This is a genomic window from Brachyspira suanatina (assembly GCF_001049755.1).
Classification (GTDB): domain Bacteria; phylum Spirochaetota; class Brachyspiria; order Brachyspirales; family Brachyspiraceae; genus Brachyspira; species Brachyspira suanatina.
In genome coordinates this window covers 1-20,886 of sequence record NZ_CVLB01000004.1, presented here as the reverse complement: position 1 = coordinate 20,886, position 20,886 = coordinate 1, and the positions used below count along the sequence as shown (strand labels likewise).

The following is a 20,886-nucleotide window of genomic DNA, read 5'->3' as shown; positions in this document are numbered from 1 at the left end:
TTTACATATTATTTCAATATTTGGCTTTAAAAAAATATATACATAAGTTAAGTTATGTATATATTTTTAAAAATAATAATTTTTTATTATAATTTTATAAATTTAATTATATCTTAAGTAAGAAGTTAAAATCTTTATAGTCAGTTTCTATATAAGAATCTTTTATTGGTTTATCTATTGATACACTTATTGAATTAAAGAATTTATATACTGTTTGATATTTCCCTGATGGAGAATATCTAGTAAATAAGGAGAAAATTTTTTCATGAATAAATGTTTTTTTATATGGTTTATATTTTTGAAATAAATATTTAATTTGTTCTTTATCAGCAACTCTGTTTAAATGATTAACTATTAATTTTATATCGTAATTATTTTTTATTATTTTTATAATATTTGTTAGTTCATCTATATTTAAAGGAACTGTTACTTTTTTTTCTAATACATGCCTTTTTAATAATGGAAAACCTTCTTCTATTAGAGCTAATGGATTAAAGTATGGCCTGTTAAATTCTCCATTATCATTAAATAAGCTTTTTAATTCTATATTATTATCAAGCATTAATTTTGAAAGACCAAATTCATATTTTTTTATGATATCCATTTTATCTTCTTCTTTTTTTATATTGTCTATAAAATTATTAAAAAAATCTGTATTATATATTTTTTTATCTATTATAATAAAAAAGCTTGTTATATAATCATGTTCAGCTATTTTTAAATCTTTACTTATATATAATACTCCGAAATCATAATCAGTCATTTTATTTATTATATTTTTTAAATCAAAGAAAGGACCATAGCAAGAATCATTGCAAAAAATTATTTTATCATAGTTTTGCAAAAGATTATTTTCTTTAGCATATAAATATCCTCTTTTGTAAGATCCAAAATCATATTCTTCATGACGGCCATTAATGATATTTATGCAGTAGTCATTAATTTTTTTTAATTCATTATCTGACATATTGCAATCGGATACATAAATGATATCAGCTATTTTTTTTAACTCTTTTATATAATACACTACATAATCATCTATAATGTTATCTTTGTCATATCCTGCAAATATAGCTAATATTTTTTTATTTGTCATTTTTTATTCCTCTAAGAGAAAATTAAAATCATTATAATTTGTTTTATTATATGATATACTTTTAGGAAAATCTATTGTAATTTTTAATTTATTAAATAAAAAAAATGCTATTTGAAATTTTCCTGATACAGAGTATTGAAAAGATATATTGAGAAAACTTTTAGAAAAAATATGAACTTGTTTTGTTTTGAATTTAGGAAAAAGATATTTAATATTTTCTTTCTTCATTGTTCTATTTAAATGATTAATTATTATATTTTTATCATAAGGTTGTATAATTTTAAATATTTTCTTTATTTTTTCTTTATTTAAAAAGAAAAAAGTAGGTTCTCCAAATATAGCTATCTTTAATAAAGGAAATCCATAGCTTATAGCTTCTAGAGCATATACAGATGGAATACTATTATTTGAAGGATTTTCTATAAAAGATGAATCCAAAAAAGATGACATTGAACAGTTATGATTTTTAAAAAGTATACTCATACCAATTTCATATTTTTTTATAATATCTTTTTTATTTTCTTCTTTTTTCACAGAAAGTAAAAAACTACTGTACCAATTTGATAAAAATATATTTTTTGTCATAGCTAAAAAATAGCTTTGTAAATGTTCTTCAAAATCAATGTCTTTCAAATATTTAAATATACCCCAAATATCACTATTTTTACTTTCTATATTTTCTACTATTTTTTGAAAGTTAAAAAAAGGACCGTAACAAGAATCATTACAAAGTATTAAATAATCATAATTTTGAAGTATATTATTTTCTTTGGCGTATATGTACCCTCTTTTATAAGAGCCGAAATCATATTCACCATGACGACCATTAATAATATTGATACAATACTCTGATATTTTTGCTAGTTCATTTTCTAGTATATTACAATCGGATACATAAATAATATCCGCTATTTTTTTTAATTCTTTAATATAATAAACAACATAATCATCTATAATATTGTCTTTATCATATCCTGCAAATATAGCTAATCTTTTCATATATTAATATTTATTTAGATGAGTAATTTAACTCAATCCACTTTTTATATTCTCCGCTTTTAATATTATCTATCCATTTTTTATTATTTAAATACCAATCTATAGTAAGTTCTATAGCAGTATTAAAATCATAATTTCTTTTCCAGCCTAATTCATTTTTTATTTTATCGCAGTTAATAGCATATCTTCTATCATGACCTGCTCTGTCTTTTACAAATTTAATAAGTTTTTTATAATAATCTTTTTCTTTATTCATCTTAACGGCTAATTTTTCGCATAATATATTTACCATATCAATATTAGTAATCTCGTTTTCTCCGCCGATATTATAAGTCTCCCCTATCCTACCTTTATATATTATATCAAGTACAGCATTGTTATGATCTTCAACAAATATCCAATCTCTTATGTTTTTACCATCTCCATAAACAGGAAGATCTTTTTCTTCTACTATATTAGAAATCATTAAAGGTATTAATTTTTCAGGGAATTGATAAGGTCCGTAATTGTTGCTGCAATTGGATATTGTAACAGGTAAATCATAAGTATGATAATATGCTTTTACAATATGATCGCTTGAAGCTTTTGATGATGAGTAAGGACTTCTAGGATCATAAGGTGTTGTTTCATAAAAATATCCAGTTTCGCCTAAAGATCCATAAACTTCATCTGTACTTATATGGTGAAATAATTTATTTTCTTTGTTATTTTCCCATAATTTGCGGGCTGCTTCTAATAAAATAAAAGTACCCATTATATTAGTTTCAATAAAATCTTTAGGACCATATATTGAGCGGTCTACATGACTTTCAGCTGCAAAATGAACTATACAATTTGGATTATATTTATTGAATATTTCATTTATTTTTTTATCATCGCAAATATTGACTTTTTCAAAAAAATATCTGCCTTTATATTGTTCTTCTATATCAAGTAAGTTTTCTCTGTTTCCTGCATAAGTTAAAGCATCTATATTTATAATATTGCCATTATAATCTGTTTTTTGTAATATATATCTTATAAAATTTGATCCAATAAAACCGCATCCGCCTGTTATTAAAATATTATTAAATTGTCTCATATATTATCCTATTTTATTAAACCTTGTAAATATTTTCCATATTCTGAGTTTTTTAATTTTGATGCAGTTTCTTCTATTTTAGAAGCATCAATCCATTTATTATTATAGGCAATTTCTTCTAAACATGCTATTTGCATTCCTTCTATATTTTCAACAGCAGAAACAAATTGTGCTGCCTGAAGCAAACTATCTCTAGTTCCAGTATCAAGCCAAGCAAAACCGCGCCCTAATATTTCAACTTTAAGTTTTTTATTTTCTAAATAGATTTTATTAACATCAGTAATTTCTAATTCCCCTCTTGCAGAAGGTTTAATATTTTTAGAAATATTTACTACATCATTATCATAAAAATAAAGACCAGTAACCGCATAATTTGATTTAGGTTTTTGTGGCTTTTCTTCTATTGATAATGCATTATAATTTTTGTCTATTTCTACTATTCCAAAGCGTTCTGGGTCTTTTACTTGATATGCAAAAATAACAGCTCCGTCTTCTAATTTTGCACTTTTTCCCAATATATGTGAAAAACTTTGACCAAAAAATATATTGTCTCCTAATATCATAGATACATTATCTTTTCCTATAAAACTTTCCCCTATTATAAATGCTTCAGCTAGACCATTAGGGGCCTTTTGTACAGCATATTCTATATTGCAACCCCATTGACTGCCGTCTTTTAATAATTTTTTGAAAAGAGGTGTATCATTTTCTGTTGATATTATAAGTATATCTCTAATTCCTGATAGCATTAAAACAGATAATGGATAGTATACCATAGGCTTATCATATATAGGAAGTAATTGTTTTGATATAACATTTGTCATAGGATAAAGCCTTGTTCCGCTTCCTCCTGCTAATACTATTCCTTTCATAATCGAAAACCTCTAATTATTTATTTTATAAGTTTAAAAAAATTATTTAAACTGTATTCATAATCATATATTTTAGCATATTTTTTGATTTTTTCTACAGATAAAACACTGTATTTTGGTCTTTTAGCTTTGGTTGGATATTCTTCAGTAGTGCATGGATTTATTTGACAATCATTATTTATAACATTATATTCTTTTCCAATTTTGTATATACTATTAGCAAAATTGTACCAAGAAATATTTCCATTGTTAGTATAATGATAAAGACCATAATTGCTTTTATTAATTAAATTAAGAATTGCTTCAGAAACATCTTGAGTAAAAGTAGGAGATCCAAATTGATCATTAACCACTTTTATGCTTTCTTTACTATTCATCAACTTAATCATAGTTTTTACAAAATTATTTCCGTTAATTCCATATAGCCAAGAAACTCTCATAACCATTGATTTATTATAGGATAAAGCATAATTTTCACCTTCTAATTTACTTTTGCCGTAAATATTTATTGGATTAGTTTTATCTTCTTCTGTATATGGCTTGTTGCTTTCTCCGTCAAATACATAGTCAGTTGAAAAATGAATTAAATCAGCATTTATATTAGAAGCTATTTCTGTAATGTTTTTAACACCTTCCCCATTAACTTTATAGCAAATATCTTTTTCATCTTCTGCCAAATCTACTTTTGTATATGCAGAACAATTTATTATTGTGTTAATATTTTTATCTTTTGAAAAATTATTAAGTATATCAATATTAGTAATATCTATATCTGAAGCTGTTGCAATATATTCTATACTATTTTTATCGAATGCTGCAAGTATATCTTTAGCAAGCATTCCATTTTTACCAATAACCCAAACCATAAAAATTATTCTCCAATCCAATTTCCATCTAATGAAAAATATTTTTTGTTTTTGTCGAATGTTGGTAATTTTAAATCTTTATCAGACACTAATACATCTTTAGTATCGCAAGTCCAATCTATATTGATATTTTTATCATTATATATTATTCCGCCTTCTTCTTCAGGGTGATAAAAGTCTGAACATTTATAAGCAAAAACAGCTGATTCGCTTAAAACAATAAAGCCATGTGCAAAACCTTTAGGAATAAAAAACTGCTTTTTATTTTTTTCAGTTAATAATACACCATAATATTTTCCAAATGTAGGAGAATCATTTCTTAAATCTACAGCAACATCGAAAACTTCACCTTCTAATACTCTAACCAATTTAGCCTGACAATATTTCTTCTGATAATGAAGCCCTCTCAATACATTTTTTGTAGATTTTGATTGATTATCCTGCACAAATTTTTCTTTAATTCCTACTTCAAAAAAATCTTTTTCACTATAAGTTTCTAGAAAATAACCTCTGGAATCTCCAAAAACTTTTGGCTCAGCTATGAAAAGTCCATCTATATCTAATTTTTGAAAAGTAAATGGCATATATATATCCTATAAATTATTAGTTAATAATAACTATATAATATAATATCTATAAAGTAAAGTATTATGAAAAGAAAATTATACTAATATAAGTTGAGATTTATATTTGAAATTTCTTTCTAAAATTATTTCTTAAGCTTTTAATTGGTATCCACCATGCTATTTTATTAATACTTTCTTCATTAACTTTAAATGTTAATTTTATTCCTAGTATAGTTAATCTTATATAATGAGAATTATTTGAAACTGCAAATAAATGTATTCCTAATATACTTAATAAGCTGAACCAATTTATATTAAGTTTGAATTCTTCATTTTGTTTATTAATATAGTTATTTAAATTATCCAATTTATTATTTAATGTATTTATTGTATTATTAGCAAAGTTAAAGTTATATTCTAAATCTTTATATTGTTTTACTATAGGCTCTAAATTATTTATTTGATTTAATAATGTATCTCTATCTACAAAATCATAGTCCATTTTCTTTTCTTTTGGTAGCGTTAAAAAGTTGCTGTAATAATCATCCCATTTCTTATCATTAAACTTTATGAAACCAGCATTAGGAAAAAATGTTATTTCTACAAAATAAATTTTATCATTTTCTGTTGTAAAATCTATTCTTGACAATGGAAAGTTAGAGGCCAATTGTTTAGATAAAGATAATAATTTATCTAAATATTCAGGTTTTTTTATATCATATTCTATATTTGGAAAATTATATTGTATATCCAGTTTATTCCATTCTAGATCATAAATATTAGATTTTAAATGAGGTGTATGCAAATTAATAATTAAATGTATTATACGAGGGTTTCCATTAAAAGAATATATACTATATTCATGTGATTTTTTATTGAAATTTTCTATATAATAATTTGCTATTATTTTAGGCTTTATGTATTTATATGGCCATTCGTATGAAAAATAATAATGGTTAGATGTTGGTTTTAACCAATTATTTAACTTATTTTTAGTTTCTTCTATATCCAATTTATTTTTATCTTCAACTATTATATTTTGACCGCTTCCCCAATTTGTTTTTAATACAAATTGATTTGGAAGTAAATTAAAATTTATGTCTTCTACTCTATCCCATACTCCTATTAATGGTATAAGATAATCCTCTCCAATAGTTTCTTTTATATATTTACGTACTAAATATTTGTCAGCACATTTAGTCATTAAAGGATCATGATAGTATAATTTAAGCCATTGTAATTTTTCAGCATATTTTTTAGGATTTTCTAAATTAAGTTCTTCACCCATAATATTTTTATATTGCTGTTTTAAAAATTCTTTTTTAAATTCTAAATCATACATAATATTGGCTCCATATTAACTATTGTTATTCTATATAAGAATGTATAAACCTAACCATTCCCATAGGGTCATACTCTATGTTTTTTATATTAGTAGAAATTAAGAATGCTTCATTAATGAAATATAGAGGTATAATACTGTAATTTTCTATTAAAATGTCTTCAGCTTTATGAAGTACTTCCATCCTATATTTATTGTTATGATTTGTTATAGCAATTTGTATATAGTTATCATATTTTTCATTTATAAAAGATCCATAATTTTGAAAAGATGTACTTTCAAAAGGAAGTAAAAAATTTATAGGATCATTAAAATCTCCATACCAACTATACATAGCTAATTCAAAATTACGACTATGCATGTATGATAAATAAGTTCCAAAATCGTATTTATTAATTATTGTATCTATATTTAAATTTTCTTTTAACATATTTTGTATAGCTTCTGCTATTTCTATATCTTTTTCTTCAGATGCTATAGTAATACTTAAAGGAGGAAATTTTTTATTACTATATCCTGCTTCTTCTAGTAATTTTTTGGCTTTAATTACATTATTAGAATAGCCTTCTTTTGATATATCAAAATAATTCTTTCCATTTTCTCTAAAATTTCCTTCATAATCATTTATCCCATATGCAACAAAAGCATTAGCAGGCTTTTCATTTAATTTAGTTATCGTTTCTACTAAATAATTTCTATCTATAGCTAAATTTAGAGCCTCTCTAACTCTAATATCATTTAAAACTTCATTTGTATTATTTATACGATAACAATATGTTGCTAACATTTGTTTTGTTGTTAGAATATTATTTTCTTTTATAAAATCTAAATTCTTTCTAGATACATATTTTGAAAAATTTAATTTATTATTTAATATCCCACTTAAACTAAGATTGTAATCATCTGATAATAAAAATGTAATTTTGTTCAATTTTATATTATTGGTATCCCAATAATAAGTATTTCTTTCTAAAACTAATTTATCGTCTATTTTTCTTTCTATCATCTTAAAAGGACCATTTCCTATGTAGCTTTCAGGATTTAAAGTCCATTTATCTCCATATTTTTCTATTATATCTTTTCTTACAGGTAAATATGTTGGAAAAGCTAGTAAATCTAAAAAATATGCTGTAGGGGTTTCTAGGTATATTTCTAAAGTGTAATCATCTAATGCTTTTACTCCTAATGTATCTATATTTTTTTTACCTTCATATATAGATTTAGCATTTTTTATAGGATCTAAGAAATAGCTAAATTTTGCTGCTGTTTTAGGATTAACAATTCTTTGATATGTATAAACAAAATCATGAGATGTTACAGTTTTACCATCGCTCCATTTGGCATTTGTTCTTAATTTTATAGTATATATTAATCCATCTTCGCTTATATTCCAACTTTCAGCTACCCCAGGTATAATATTATTATTTTCATCCTTTTTTACTAATCCTTCAAAGTTATGTAGCATATAACTAGCTGGCCAACTATCTGTGTTTAAGCTTGGATCAATAGTTAAAGGTTCAGTAAATAAATTTACAATTATTTCTTTTTTATTTATATCTGTTTTTTGACAGGAAATCATTATGAAAATAATGAATAATATATATATTACTGTTTTTAACACATAGTACTTATGTATGTTTGAATATTTTACCATTTTATATAAACTCCTAAAAAAATTGCAATAAAAAACCTATGCTGCTTTATAATATGGCAGCATAGGTTGTAATTTTTGATTTTTTGTTTTATTATAAGAAATATAAAAGTATATAGTATAAAAATTAGGTCTGGTCTGGTCTGGTCTGGTCTGGTCTGGTCTGGTCTGGTCTTCTATTTTAAATTTAGTCCTAAAGCTATCACGCCATTTTCGTATAGGTATCCACCAAGCTATTTTATTAATACTTTCTTCATTGACTTTAAATGTTAATTTTATTCCAAGTATAGTTAATCTTAAATAATGATTATTATTTGAAATGGCAAATAATTGAATACCAAATATACTTAATATACTAAACCAATTTAAATTTAGCCTTAATTCTTCATTTGTATGCCTTATGTATTTTATAGTGTTGTTATAATTACTTAATTCATTATTGAGATAATTAATAGTATTAGTATTATTTATATTGGTATAGTTGAAATTACTCTCTAAATCTCTATATTGTTTAACTATAGGTTCAAGATTGCAGGCTTCTTTTATAATACTTTCTTTGTCAAGTACATCATATTCTAGTATCTTTTCTTTAGGTAATTTTAATAATTCTCCAAATTTATAATCCCATTCTTGAGGTTCAAATTTACCTATTCCATTACTAGGTGTAAAAGTTATTTCTCCAAAATATATATTATTATTCATTATATAAAAATCTACACGAGCATTGATAAAATGATTAGAAATTTGTGATGAAAGCTTAAATAGTAAAGCTAAATATTGTGGGGTGTAATCATTTAGATTTTGAATATGTTCATAGTTATCAAAAATTAAATCTAATTTATGACCATTTATATCATACATATTAACTTTTGTATAATTTGAGTGTGGATTTTCAACTATATGCATAAAATATGGTTTCCCGTTAAAGCAATATATTTTATGATCAAAAAAGCTTTTGTTAAAACTTATATATTTTTCACATATTATTTTGGGTTCTATATTTTTATAAGGCCATTCATAAGAATAATAATAATGATTTGAAGTAGGTAGCATCCAATATCTTAATTTATTTTTAGTTTCTTCTATATCTAATTGACTTTTATCTTTTACTATAATATTTTGGCCGCTTCCCCAGTTTACTTTTAGTACAAATTGATTAGGTAAAGAATCAAAATTTATATCTTCTACTTTATCCCACACTCCTATCAATGGTATAAGATACTTCTCTCCAATAGTTTCTTTTATATATTCTCGTACTAAATATTTATCAGCACATTTAGTCATTAAAGGATCATGATAATATAGTTTTAGCCATTGTAATTTTTCATTAAATGTTCTTGGATTTTCTAAATTGAGCTCATATCCTAAGGCATTTCGAAATTGTTCTTTAATTATTTTTTCTCTAAATTCAATATTTTCTTCTTTTGTCATAAACAAGTATCCAATTATTAAAAGCTTGTTTAATATTATAACAAAATAATAAAATAATACAACTGTTATTTTAATATATTAGCAGGGTTGTTTTTGTGTCTAGTTAAACCATCGGAAGGAATATTATTAACTATTCTATTATATGTTATATTAAGATCATCTACATAATCACAATATTCACAGATTGTAATTTTATCTCTTCCTTTAAGTAACTTTTTACATATTTTATTATGATATCTTGAATTAAATATTTCCTCTACTGTATTTTTATTTAAATCTCCTAAAGTCATTTGTCCCCAAGCATCATTACAACATAGTGATATTTTTCCATCTGGTCTTATAATAAATTGATGATTAGGTAAACTGCATAAATGTTTTATCTTTTGTAAAGAAGTTTGTCTATTTGGTGAATTTCCTGCTCGACTAGATAATATTTCATCTTTTCTTCTCATAAGAATTATAGTTTTTTCTTTATATTCTGGATTTTGCATACAAAAATCATATATGATTTTTGCCTTTGGATTTAATTCATTATTATTATTATAATTATCTATAAGAAACATATCCAAATATTTATATGATTCTTTGAATTGTTCTAAAGATACTATCAAACCATTTGTCATAATATAATGAAAAGCATTAGGTAATTTTTCTTTTGCTATCCTAAAAAAATCTACTATCCTTGTATCTAAAAATGGTTCATTATTACAAAATAATGATATACTTTGATTATAATTCATTTTAGATAAATCATTCATTATTTTTATAAATAATTCTTCTGACATTTTATGGTATTCTCTTTTCTCATTACCTACACTAACTGGGCAAAATTGACAGTCATTGTTGCATCTATTATGGGTTTCTAGATGGATTAATTTTATTTTTCTATAATTATAAATAGTTTTAACTTTATTATTATAATCTATAATATTTTCAGGTATTATATTGGAATACATTTTTTCTCTGAAATTATTACGCAATTTTTTAATAGGTATCCACCAAGCTATTTTTTCTATTGTTTTTTTATTCATATATTCCTCTTTATAATTAAAAATTATTTTATAATAAAATAGTTTATAATTTTTTCATTAAATAAAATCTTGTATATTGTTAATATTTAAATAGGTTTGCAAAATAAAATACTTTCTCCTCTGCCAACTTTAAAATGATCAAAATAAAATTCATAATTATTGAGCATTTTTGAAAGTAATAAAGGTATTTCATAATAATCATTGAAACTATGATAAATAGATATAGCTAATTTTGGTCTGAATTGTAATATTGTTTTTTCAGCACCTTTTAATGCTTCTAATTCAGCACCTTCTATATCCATTTTTATAAAATCTATTTTTTCTATTTTGTTATTAAAAACAAAATCATCTATAGATATACTTAGAAATTTAGAAGCATTATTATTGTTTGACTTATCTATTCTAGAAGCAGATCCGCTGATATTAATCATTAATTCTTCATTTGATTTACTATATAAAGGATTTTTTATTATATGTATAATGTCTTTTAAATGTTTATTTAGTTCCATATTTTTATAAAATATATCTAAATTATCATCTATAAATTCAAAAGAATATACTCTTCCTTGATTTCCAACTAAATTAGCAAAATACAATGCTGTATCTCCTACATATCCACCGCCATCTATAACATAATCGCCTTTTTTAATTGTAACTTTATTTTTATACCTATATTGTTCTATTATAAAATTTGCAAAATAAATATATTTATAAGGTACATGTAATGAAATAGGTATATTAATATTTGATAAATCACAAAAAAATAATTTTTTACCATCTATACTTATTTCTTCTTTTATGAAATCATCCATATCATAGTATGAATTCCATATATGAGAATAATATAAAGGAAGCATTATACCTTTTCCTATTTCTTCAAAAAAACTATAATTTATTATTTGCATCAAATATATATCTTTACTATATTCATCATTAAATAAATTAAATGTTTCATATATCTTATTTATATCATATAATTCTTGTATCTTATTTTCTATATTTCCAAAATCTGAATAATAAAGTATATTATTATTATAATTTGGAATAACTTCTATACCATCGCCATTATATTTTCTTTTATAATTTATAAATTTAGATAAATGAATTATAGTATTTAATTTATTTTCAAAATTTTTATCTCGTTCAAATGCTATATATTTATAATTTGGATAATTATCCAACTCTAATTTATTATAAAAATATAATAGTAATTCTCTTATAGAATTTCTCAACTTTTTAAAAGGTATATACCAAGCTATATTGTCTATTGTTTTTTTATCCATTTTTATTCCTTAAACTATTTATTTGATAATCGCAACAAAAAACCTATGCTGCATTACTATCTTGCAGCATAGGTTGTAATTTTTGATTTTTTGTATTATTATAAATATAAAAATGTATAGTATAAAAATTAGGTCTGGTCTGGTCTGGTCTGGTCTGGTCTGGTCTGGTCTGGTCTGGTCTTCTATTTTAAATTTAGCTCTAAAGCTATCACGCCATTTTCGTATAGGTATCCACCAAGCTATTTTATTAAGGATAATATTATATATAATTTTTAATTCATTTAGTTCGTTATAAATATCATTTATTTTATTATTTTGTAAATATAATGCTTTGCTATTATTTATTCTATAATCAATATTATTTGAATATAGAAAATTTTTATTGTCTATATTATTTTTTATATTATTTATAATATAATCTATATCTTCTTTTTTAAATTTATTAGCCATATATTCTTTTAATTTATATAATCTTTCATAGGCTTTATCAATATTAAAATAATTGTAATAATCTTTTCTAATATCAACAATTTGATTGTAGAAAAAAATATTATTTTGATAATTAAATGATATATTTGATACATTCTTGATAATTTTTAGCAGATTATCTTTTGATATTTTTATAAATCCTATATTACTATATTCACATTTATCTATATCATAAAATCTGTTTTTTTCTCCATTATATAGATTATATATATAATCATTTATAGAAAAAGAGTCTTCACATGATAAACCATTTAATATTATAGTTATTTTTTTATTCATGTGTGAAAATAAATACAATAAATAAAACATCACTATTGGATGACTATTTTCTTTAGTTATAAATATAAGGTCTATATCTTTTAAGTTATAAATATTATTTGTATCAACTATATTATTATGCATAAATAGATTTAATCTTTTTTTTTCAGATTCAGTAAATAATACGCTTTCATATCCAGAAATTTCTATTTCATTATTTTCAAAACAATTTAATTTTAAATCTTTATTCATACCCATAGCATATTTTAATATGCTATGGGTTTCAAATCCATCTAACATTCCCAATTGACATATATTTTTATACCTATTTTTATGAATAAAATCTAATATATAAATCATCACATTTGATGATATAAATGACTGCTTATTGAATCCACTAGTAACAATAAATTTTTCATATTTTGGTTTTAAATAGTTATTAAAATTTTCTATGATAATATCATCTATATAATTATATGGCTGTAAAGATAAGAAATTAGTTTTATGTGTATCTATTAAAATTTTATCTACATTCTTATTAAATAAAAAAGCTGTTTTGGCAAATTTCCCAAATGTTGAAATAGTATATTTACATTTTGTTATTAAATAAAAATCTATATACTCTTCATTATCTTGTATAATTTTATATTCAAGTTTGTAATTATTTATTATAGGCACTATATTTGTTATAACATAATCATAATTGTTAGAAAAAATATAGAATTTTATATTTTGATTTTTTAAAATATAAATTAAGTAATAAATAGATAAACTTAATTTGTCTAATGAAAAAATGCTATTTTCTCTGTTATGATTTAAAAAATATATATAATCTCCTCTTCTTATATGTAATGCTACACTATCATATTGAATCATATCATTAATTATGTTTTTATTTTCATTTGATAAGTATTTAAATAAGTACTTATCTATATCTAATATCATATTTACATCAATATTATTAATATTATCTACTATTTTACAATGAGTTACAAATGTATTTATATATAAAATAGATACATTTGTGCTTTGTAATAAACCATTCAAATCTATATTCTTATTTCTACCATCAATATATAATGTTTGTTTTGCCAAATTTATTTCTTCTTGAGTTGCTATATCTAGATTTAAATCATAAAATAAATCAATAATTCTTAATTTTCTTTCTTCATTATTTAATTCATCATATTTATTATCATGAAACCATGAAACATCTAATTTAATAATTGCATTATAAAGTTGTTTAATTTTTAATGCCGTACATAATATTGTAATTTGATCTGTAAATCCAGCTGTTATTTCAAAAATAATTAATTTTTTCATAGTTATTAAATTATTTTGTACTGTTAAAATTTATCTCTAAAACTTTTTATAAACATCAAAGTAAATTATAAATTCAAATGAAATTTATAATATAATAACAGATACCTGAAAATAATACAAGTATATTTTCAGGTATAGTTAAGTTATTTATATTCTGTATTTTGAATACAAAAAATCATAAATAAGTTTTGTTTTGGCTTTAGTTATAAATTATTAGAGTTATTATTAAATGTTTATATAATTATTTAAATTGTTATATAAATAATATTAAATCATTTGCTATAATATATAGATATTTTGTTATTATATAGAATTTTTTTCTTTATTGAATTTTATTATTAAAATCATTAGAAATAGCTATTGTAGATTTATTGTTCTATACTAACTAAAAAATTATAACCTATGCTGCAATATAACAATGCAGCATAGGTTATAATTTTTTAGTTTTTGTATTATTATAAATACAAAAATGTATAGTATAAAAATTAGGTTTGGTCTGGTCTTCTATTTTAAATTTAACTCTGAAACTATTTCTTAAACTTTTTATAGGTATCCACCAAGCTATTTTATTAATACTTTCTTCATTAACTTTAAATGTTAATTTTATTCCTAATACAGTTAATCTTAAATAATTAGAATTATTTGAAATAGTAAATAATTGAATACCAAATATACTTAATATACTAAACCAATTTAAATTCAGTTTTAATTCTTCATACTTATTTTTTATATAATGTGTATTCTCATTTAATTTTAATAATTGACTATTTTGTATTGTTAAATTATTTATATCATTATTAGAATGATGTACTATTGTATTAACATAAGCAGGATGATAAAAAAATATAGGTCTATTAGTTATTTTTAAATTGTTTTTAAATATATATGCCAAATCTTTATGAACGTAAAGTAATAAATTTTGAGAATAACATGGATTGATTTCTTCCCACATATTCATTAGTTCATTTCTAAAATCAAAACAAACATATTCATACCTAGAAAAAATATCATACCAAAACTGAGGAGGCTGACAATTAATATGATTAGTTCCATCCTGATATGGTATTCCAGCAGAAAATATAATAACTTTACTATAACTAGTTAGTGTTTGTATAAAATGTTCTGATACTAAATTATTCAGATGTTCTGCTACTTCTACTGATATAGCTAAATCATATTTTTTATTATCTTTATTTTCATGAGTTTACAAATTATCTATAGCAATATATTTTCTTGGTAATAATAAATAGTCTTCAGATATTTCATTGCAGTCCATACCTTGTAAATTTTGAATTCCTAATTCTAATGCAGCACTTAGCCAAGTACCTATACCACAACCTATATCTATAATAGAATTAGGTTTATAATATTTAAATATCATTGGTAAAATCATTTTGGCCGATCTATAATTATAATTTCCTCGTATAGGTCACCAAAATTTCTCATCATAAATATTTTTTAATTCATTAAGTTCCATCTATACCTCATTATACATATTATTTTTAAACCACTTTGTAAACTTTTTTATTCCTTCTTCAAAACTAGTAGAAGGGTTATAATTTAAAAGTTTTTTAGCTTTGTTAATATCTGCGGCTGTCTTATCTACATCGCCTTTTTGCATGGACATTCTTTCTATAGTAGCTTTCCTATTCAAAACATTTTCTATAGTTTCTATCATTCTATTTAAACTAACAGGATTTCCACCTCCTAGATTAACTATTTCATAAGATGTTTTATTATACTCTATAGCAGAAATAATTCCAGATATTATATCATCAATATATGTATAATCTCTTATAGTATTGCCATCTCCAAATACTGGTATTGGTTTATCCTCAAGTATAAGCTTTGTAAATTTTGATATAGCTAAATCAGGTCTCTGTCTTTTTCCATAAACTGTAAAGAATCTTAAAGCTATAATATTAATATTATAAAGTTTATGATAGGTATAACATAATTCTTCGCAAGCTTTTTTTGTCATAGCATAAGGAGAAATAGGTTTACTTACATTAAGTGTTTCTTTAAAAATATTTTCTTTTGAATTTCCATAAACGCTGCTTGAAGATGCATAAACTAACTTTTTTACATTATATTTTTTCATACATTCTAATATATTAAGAGTAGCAACTATATTATTGTCTATATAGAGTTTAGGTTTTTCTATAGAAGGTCTTACACCTCCATAACCCGCCAAATGTACTATACTATCTATTTTATGATTTTCAAATATTTTATTTAATTGATTTGTATCTAATAAATCAATATTATAAAACTTAAAATTATTATTTTCTAAATTATGCTGAATATTTTTTCTTTTAATAATTGGAGCATAAAACTCATTTAAATTATCTATACCTATAATAATATTATCTTTATTTTTTAATAGTTCATCTAAAAGGTTAGAACCTATAAATCCAGCAACACCTGTTATTAAATAAATCATACAAATCCTAATCTTTTACTTTCTTCTAACAATGTTTCATTACTTTTTTTGTGATAAAACCAATTAAAATTATTAAAATCATATCTTATAGGCATATCTGTTAAATATTTTTCCATTTTTATATTATTTTTCCATAAAGCATAAAATAAACTTAATTGATCTCTTTTTGAGTAATTTTTTACCCAATACCACCATTCTTCCATAGTCTTCATAATAATTTGATCATTATGTTTTCTGTAAATGCAATTATTTTCTGTAAATCCATAATGCTCTGGAAAGTTTTCATTTCTATATATTTCCATTTGAGTTTTTACTATATCTGGATTATCAATATTATATTTACATACTATATCTGCTTCATCATACAAACAATCTCTTAAATAGTGTTTAGGTATGGATATTGTTTCATTATTATTAATACAATTATTAATACATTCAAATAGATAGCTAGTCTTTATATCTATATTACCATCTAAATAAATACTATGATCATATTCTTTTAATATTATATGAGGATGCATTTTATGCCATCTATTATTCCTAGTATTATCTAATTCATTAAATTGAAGAGGTTTTATTATCCAATTACCATAAATTTGAGCATTTATTAAATATTTGTCATCTGTAAAACAAATATAATCCCAATCATTATTAATATAAGTATGTACAAATAAATTATCGTATCTATCTGTTATACAAGTATATATAACTTTTTTATTATTTTTTTCTTTATTTCCTTTTAACTCCAATAATTCTTTTTTAAGAGTTAATATATAATTAAGCGTTTCTTTATTTATATAATTATTTTGATTAATAGAATGCTGTAATAAATCAATTATTTGCTGATTTTGATTAATAGAGTGTTGTATTAAATCAGTGATTTGCTGATTTTGATTTACTGAATGTTGAGTTATAGAATTTATAATATTTATATTTTCTACTATACTATTAAGAAAATTTCTTACAGCATTTCTTTTGTTTTTAAACGGAATAAACCATACTACTTTATTTATTAAATCTATTTGTTCTTGTGTCATAAATTATATCCTTAAAATATAATAGTAATTTAATGTTTTTTTATTAAAGGTATATTATATCTTTATTCTTTTAAGTTTCAATATTTAAAATAAGATTTTAAATATTGATATTCATTAAATTTAATAATTTACACATATTAATTTTGCTCATTCCTAATATATTGAAAGTTTATAATATCAATTCTAAAACTTAGAATTATATTTCATAATATTATTAAGTTTTCAAAATAAAGTCAAAATTTTTATAAAATATATATTTATTTGGAATAAATATAGTAATTCTGATAAAATTAAATAATTTTATTAATAATGTACATTTTTCTAAATTATAATAAGATAATTCTATATACAAAAACTTTTTATTTAAAAAATAATTTTTCAATTTTCTAAATTTAGGAAACATAATATTATTGCTATTTAAATAGTCTATAATTAATTTAATTTCATAATCTTTTTTTATTATATCTATAATTCTATATAAGCGAGTTATATCCATATTTATAACATGATGTTTTTTTAATTCAAGTAGATTTTTGAACATAAAAATCTTTAAAAATGGAAATCCTTTTTCTATTAAAGGAAGAGGATCAAATAATAATACATTATTTTCAATATTACAGTCTGATTTGCTACTTGAATCCAAAAAACTTTCTATACTATAGCTACATTTTTTAAACAAAACACTTTGTCCTATCTCATATTTTCTAATTATTTCTCCTTTATCTGTTTCTTTTTTAACCGAGTGTATAAAACTATTATATTCTTTTGATATAAAAACCTTGTTCTTCATTGAAACAAAGTAGCTTTGTAAATGTTCCTTTTCTGTATTATTTTCTAAATATTTAAACATACCCCAAACATCGGAATTTTTATTTTCCATATTTTCTACTATTGTTTTTAGATCAAAAAAAGGACCAAAAACTGAATCATTTATAAGCATTAAATAATCATAATCTTTGAGTATATTTTGTTCTTCTGCGTAAATATATCCTCTTTTATATGATCCAAAGTCATATTCTCCATGTCTGCCATTAATAATATGAATACAATAAGAAGATATTTTATCTAATTCACTTTCTAACATATTACAATCAGAAACATAAACTATATCAGCTACTTTTTTTAATTCTTTAATATAATATACTACATAATCATCTATGATATTATCTTTATCATATCCTGCAAATATTACTATTCTTCTTATTGTATTCATATTAATATTACCTTTTTATAGTAATTTTTATGCCAAATATATATAGTGTTTGATACTTATCATTTGATTCTAATCCAAAAAGTTTGAAACATTTATCTTTTTTTGATATATTATCTTCAGTTGTTTGTTCTATTTTAGGAAGTAAAGTATTAGAGTCTATATTCAAAACTCTTTCTATATTATTTTTTATTAAATTGATATCGTAATTATTTTCAATGGTATTTAATATATTATTCCAGTTATCAACAGTAAAATTATATGTTTGTAATCTTAATGAAGGTTCTAATATACTTCTTTTAAAAAATGGAAATCCATTTCTAATAAGTTCTTCAGATTTATGAAAAGGCAAATTATTATCATTTTCTGTTTTTATATTTGAAGAATCAAAATATCCACCTATTTTGTAATTATTATCTAGAAAAAATTTAGTAAGACCAAATTCATGATGTATAATCATATCATATTTAGAATCTAATTTAGTTATTGATTGCATAAAATAAACAAAATTTTGTGTTATAAAAATTTTCTTTTTTATAGATATAAAATAAGATTGCAAATGCTCAATATTAATATGATCAAATAAACAATGAAACATAGCCCAAGCATCTAAATCTTTTTTCTCCATATTTTCTACTATTGTTTTTAGATCAAAAAAAGGACCAAAAACTGAATCATTTATAAGCATTAAATAATCATAATCAAATATTATTTTATTATTCCTAACATAAATAAATCCTCTTTTATATGATCCAAAATCAAATTCTCCATGCTCTCCATTAATAATATGGATACAATAATTTGATATTTTATCTAATTCACTTTCTAACATATTACAGTTGCAAACATAAACTATATCAGCTACTTTTTTTAATTCTTTAATATAATATACTACATAATCATCTATGATATTATCTTTATCATATCCTGCAAATATCGCTAACCTTTTCATTTATGTTCTATCCTTTATTTTTTAAAATTATATTTATTCCAAATAATGTTATTTTTATATATTTTATATCTTTAATAATACTACAAACTGCCCAGTTTTTAAATTGCAAAAAAGTAAATATTATTGTTTTAGTATTTAACAAGCTATAATCATTTTCTAATTTTTTTTTGTTACACAAAATATTTTCATCAGGAAATCTACAATAATAATTGATAATTAAATTTATATTATAATGATCTTTTATTAAATTCAATATAGATTTAATTTCTTCTATATTTAGATCTTTTCTTATTTTTTTTAAAAATGGATAACCATTTTTGATAAGTTCTAATGGATTAGAATATGGTTTATTATAATTATCTTCACCATATAAAGACTTCATATTAATATTATGATCTGAAAATAATTTTCCCATTCCAATTTCATAATTATTAATTATCTGTATTTTTTCTTTAAGTTTTATGTTTTTTATAAAATTGTAGAACCATTCTGATAAAAAAACTTGTTGTGGAATTATTAAAAAATGAGATTGTAAATGTTCATCTATTTTTTTTAACCCATGTATATTATTTTTAGGTAAATTATTTATTTCCAAATGTTTAAAACAACCATAAACAGTAGCTTTATCATATGTTAATTGTGCAAACATATTCTCAAATGGAATAAATGGGCCAAAATTAGAATCATTGCAGAGTAATAAATAATCATAATCAAATATTATTTTATTATTCCTAACATAAATAAATCCTCTTTTATATGATCCAAAGTCATATTCTCCATGTCTGCCATTAATAATATGAATACAATAAGAAGATATTTTATCTAATTCACTTTCTAACATATTACAGTTGCAAACATAAACTATATCAGCTACTTTTTTTAATTCTTTAATATAATATACTACATAATCATCTATGATATTATCTTTATCATATCCTGCAAATATCGCTAACCTT

Annotated in this window: 19 protein-coding genes; all 19 read right to left on the bottom strand. The window is 22.0% G+C overall.

Annotated features, from left to right (window positions below; genetic code table 11):
- Positions 1-106: 106 nt before the first annotated feature.
- Entirely contained in the window at positions 107-1,096 is a 990-nt protein-coding gene (locus tag BRSU_RS13820; RefSeq protein WP_048596176.1) for a rhamnan synthesis F family protein, read from the bottom strand.
- A gap of 3 nt (positions 1,097-1,099) precedes the next feature.
- Positions 1,100-2,095: a rhamnan synthesis F family protein gene (locus tag BRSU_RS13815; protein WP_048596175.1), complete on the bottom strand. Its 996-nt coding sequence runs from the start codon at positions 2,093-2,095 to the stop codon at positions 1,100-1,102.
- A 10-nt stretch (positions 2,096-2,105) separates the two neighbouring features.
- Positions 2,106-3,176: a dTDP-glucose 4,6-dehydratase gene (gene rfbB / locus BRSU_RS13810; RefSeq protein ID WP_048596174.1), complete on the bottom strand. Its 1,071-nt coding sequence runs from the start codon at positions 3,174-3,176 to the stop codon at positions 2,106-2,108.
- Between the two features lie 8 nt (positions 3,177-3,184).
- Complete coding sequence (rfbA, locus tag BRSU_RS13805) at positions 3,185-4,048, bottom strand: glucose-1-phosphate thymidylyltransferase RfbA (RefSeq protein WP_048596173.1); 864 nt, start codon at positions 4,046-4,048, stop codon at positions 3,185-3,187.
- Between the two features lie 20 nt (positions 4,049-4,068).
- Entirely contained in the window at positions 4,069-4,914 is an 846-nt protein-coding gene (gene rfbD / locus BRSU_RS13800) for a dTDP-4-dehydrorhamnose reductase (protein WP_048596172.1), read from the bottom strand.
- 5 nt (positions 4,915-4,919) lie between these two features.
- Positions 4,920-5,498 (bottom strand): dTDP-4-dehydrorhamnose 3,5-epimerase, encoded by a 579-nt coding sequence (gene rfbC / locus BRSU_RS13795; protein WP_048596171.1) that lies wholly within the window; start codon positions 5,496-5,498, stop codon positions 4,920-4,922.
- A gap of 100 nt (positions 5,499-5,598) precedes the next feature.
- Positions 5,599-6,822: an ATP-grasp fold amidoligase family protein gene (locus BRSU_RS13790; protein ID WP_048596170.1), complete on the bottom strand. Its 1,224-nt coding sequence runs from the start codon at positions 6,820-6,822 to the stop codon at positions 5,599-5,601.
- Between the two features lie 25 nt (positions 6,823-6,847).
- A complete protein-coding gene (locus BRSU_RS13785; RefSeq protein WP_245158125.1) occupies positions 6,848-8,476 on the bottom strand; it encodes a peptide ABC transporter substrate-binding protein in 1,629 nt (542 codons plus the stop codon).
- Between the two features lie 36 nt (positions 8,477-8,512).
- Entirely contained in the window at positions 8,513-9,904 is a 1,392-nt protein-coding gene (locus BRSU_RS13780) for an ATP-grasp fold amidoligase family protein (protein WP_083997926.1), read from the bottom strand.
- A gap of 65 nt (positions 9,905-9,969) precedes the next feature.
- Entirely contained in the window at positions 9,970-10,935 is a 966-nt protein-coding gene (locus BRSU_RS13775; protein ID WP_048596169.1) for a radical SAM/SPASM domain-containing protein, read from the bottom strand.
- A gap of 86 nt (positions 10,936-11,021) precedes the next feature.
- Positions 11,022-12,218 (bottom strand): FkbM family methyltransferase, encoded by a 1,197-nt coding sequence (locus BRSU_RS13770; RefSeq protein ID WP_048596168.1) that lies wholly within the window; start codon positions 12,216-12,218, stop codon positions 11,022-11,024.
- A gap of 18 nt (positions 12,219-12,236) precedes the next feature.
- Entirely contained in the window at positions 12,237-14,288 is a 2,052-nt protein-coding gene (locus BRSU_RS13765; protein ID WP_048596167.1) for an O-fucosyltransferase family protein, read from the bottom strand.
- 430 nt (positions 14,289-14,718) lie between these two features.
- Positions 14,719-15,246 (bottom strand): hypothetical protein, encoded by a 528-nt coding sequence (locus tag BRSU_RS13760; protein WP_048596166.1) that lies wholly within the window; start codon positions 15,244-15,246, stop codon positions 14,719-14,721.
- Between the two features lie 246 nt (positions 15,247-15,492).
- Positions 15,493-15,669 carry a hypothetical protein gene (locus BRSU_RS14540; RefSeq protein WP_157031507.1) on the bottom strand — a complete coding sequence of 59 codons (177 nt, stop codon included), beginning with the start codon at positions 15,667-15,669 and terminating at the stop codon, positions 15,493-15,495.
- A 96-nt stretch (positions 15,670-15,765) separates the two neighbouring features.
- The gene (locus BRSU_RS13755) at positions 15,766-16,731 is read right to left on the bottom strand and encodes a GDP-mannose 4,6-dehydratase (RefSeq protein WP_048596165.1); all 966 of its coding nucleotides are present in this window, start codon (positions 16,729-16,731) and stop codon (positions 15,766-15,768) included.
- Positions 16,728-17,768: a glycosyltransferase domain-containing protein gene (locus BRSU_RS13750; RefSeq protein WP_048596164.1), complete on the bottom strand. Its 1,041-nt coding sequence runs from the start codon at positions 17,766-17,768 to the stop codon at positions 16,728-16,730. The genes BRSU_RS13755 and BRSU_RS13750 overlap by 4 nt, the downstream gene beginning before the upstream one ends.
- Positions 17,769-17,982: 214 nt before the next feature.
- On the bottom strand, positions 17,983-18,981 hold the full coding sequence (locus BRSU_RS13745) for a rhamnan synthesis F family protein (RefSeq protein WP_245158124.1): 999 nt from the start codon (positions 18,979-18,981) through the stop codon (positions 17,983-17,985).
- A 7-nt stretch (positions 18,982-18,988) separates the two neighbouring features.
- Entirely contained in the window at positions 18,989-19,930 is a 942-nt protein-coding gene (locus tag BRSU_RS13740) for a rhamnan synthesis F family protein (RefSeq protein ID WP_048596163.1), read from the bottom strand.
- Between the two features lie 7 nt (positions 19,931-19,937).
- The coding region (locus BRSU_RS13735) for a rhamnan synthesis F family protein (RefSeq protein ID WP_048596162.1) at positions 19,938-20,886 on the bottom strand (949 nt) is incomplete at its 5' end.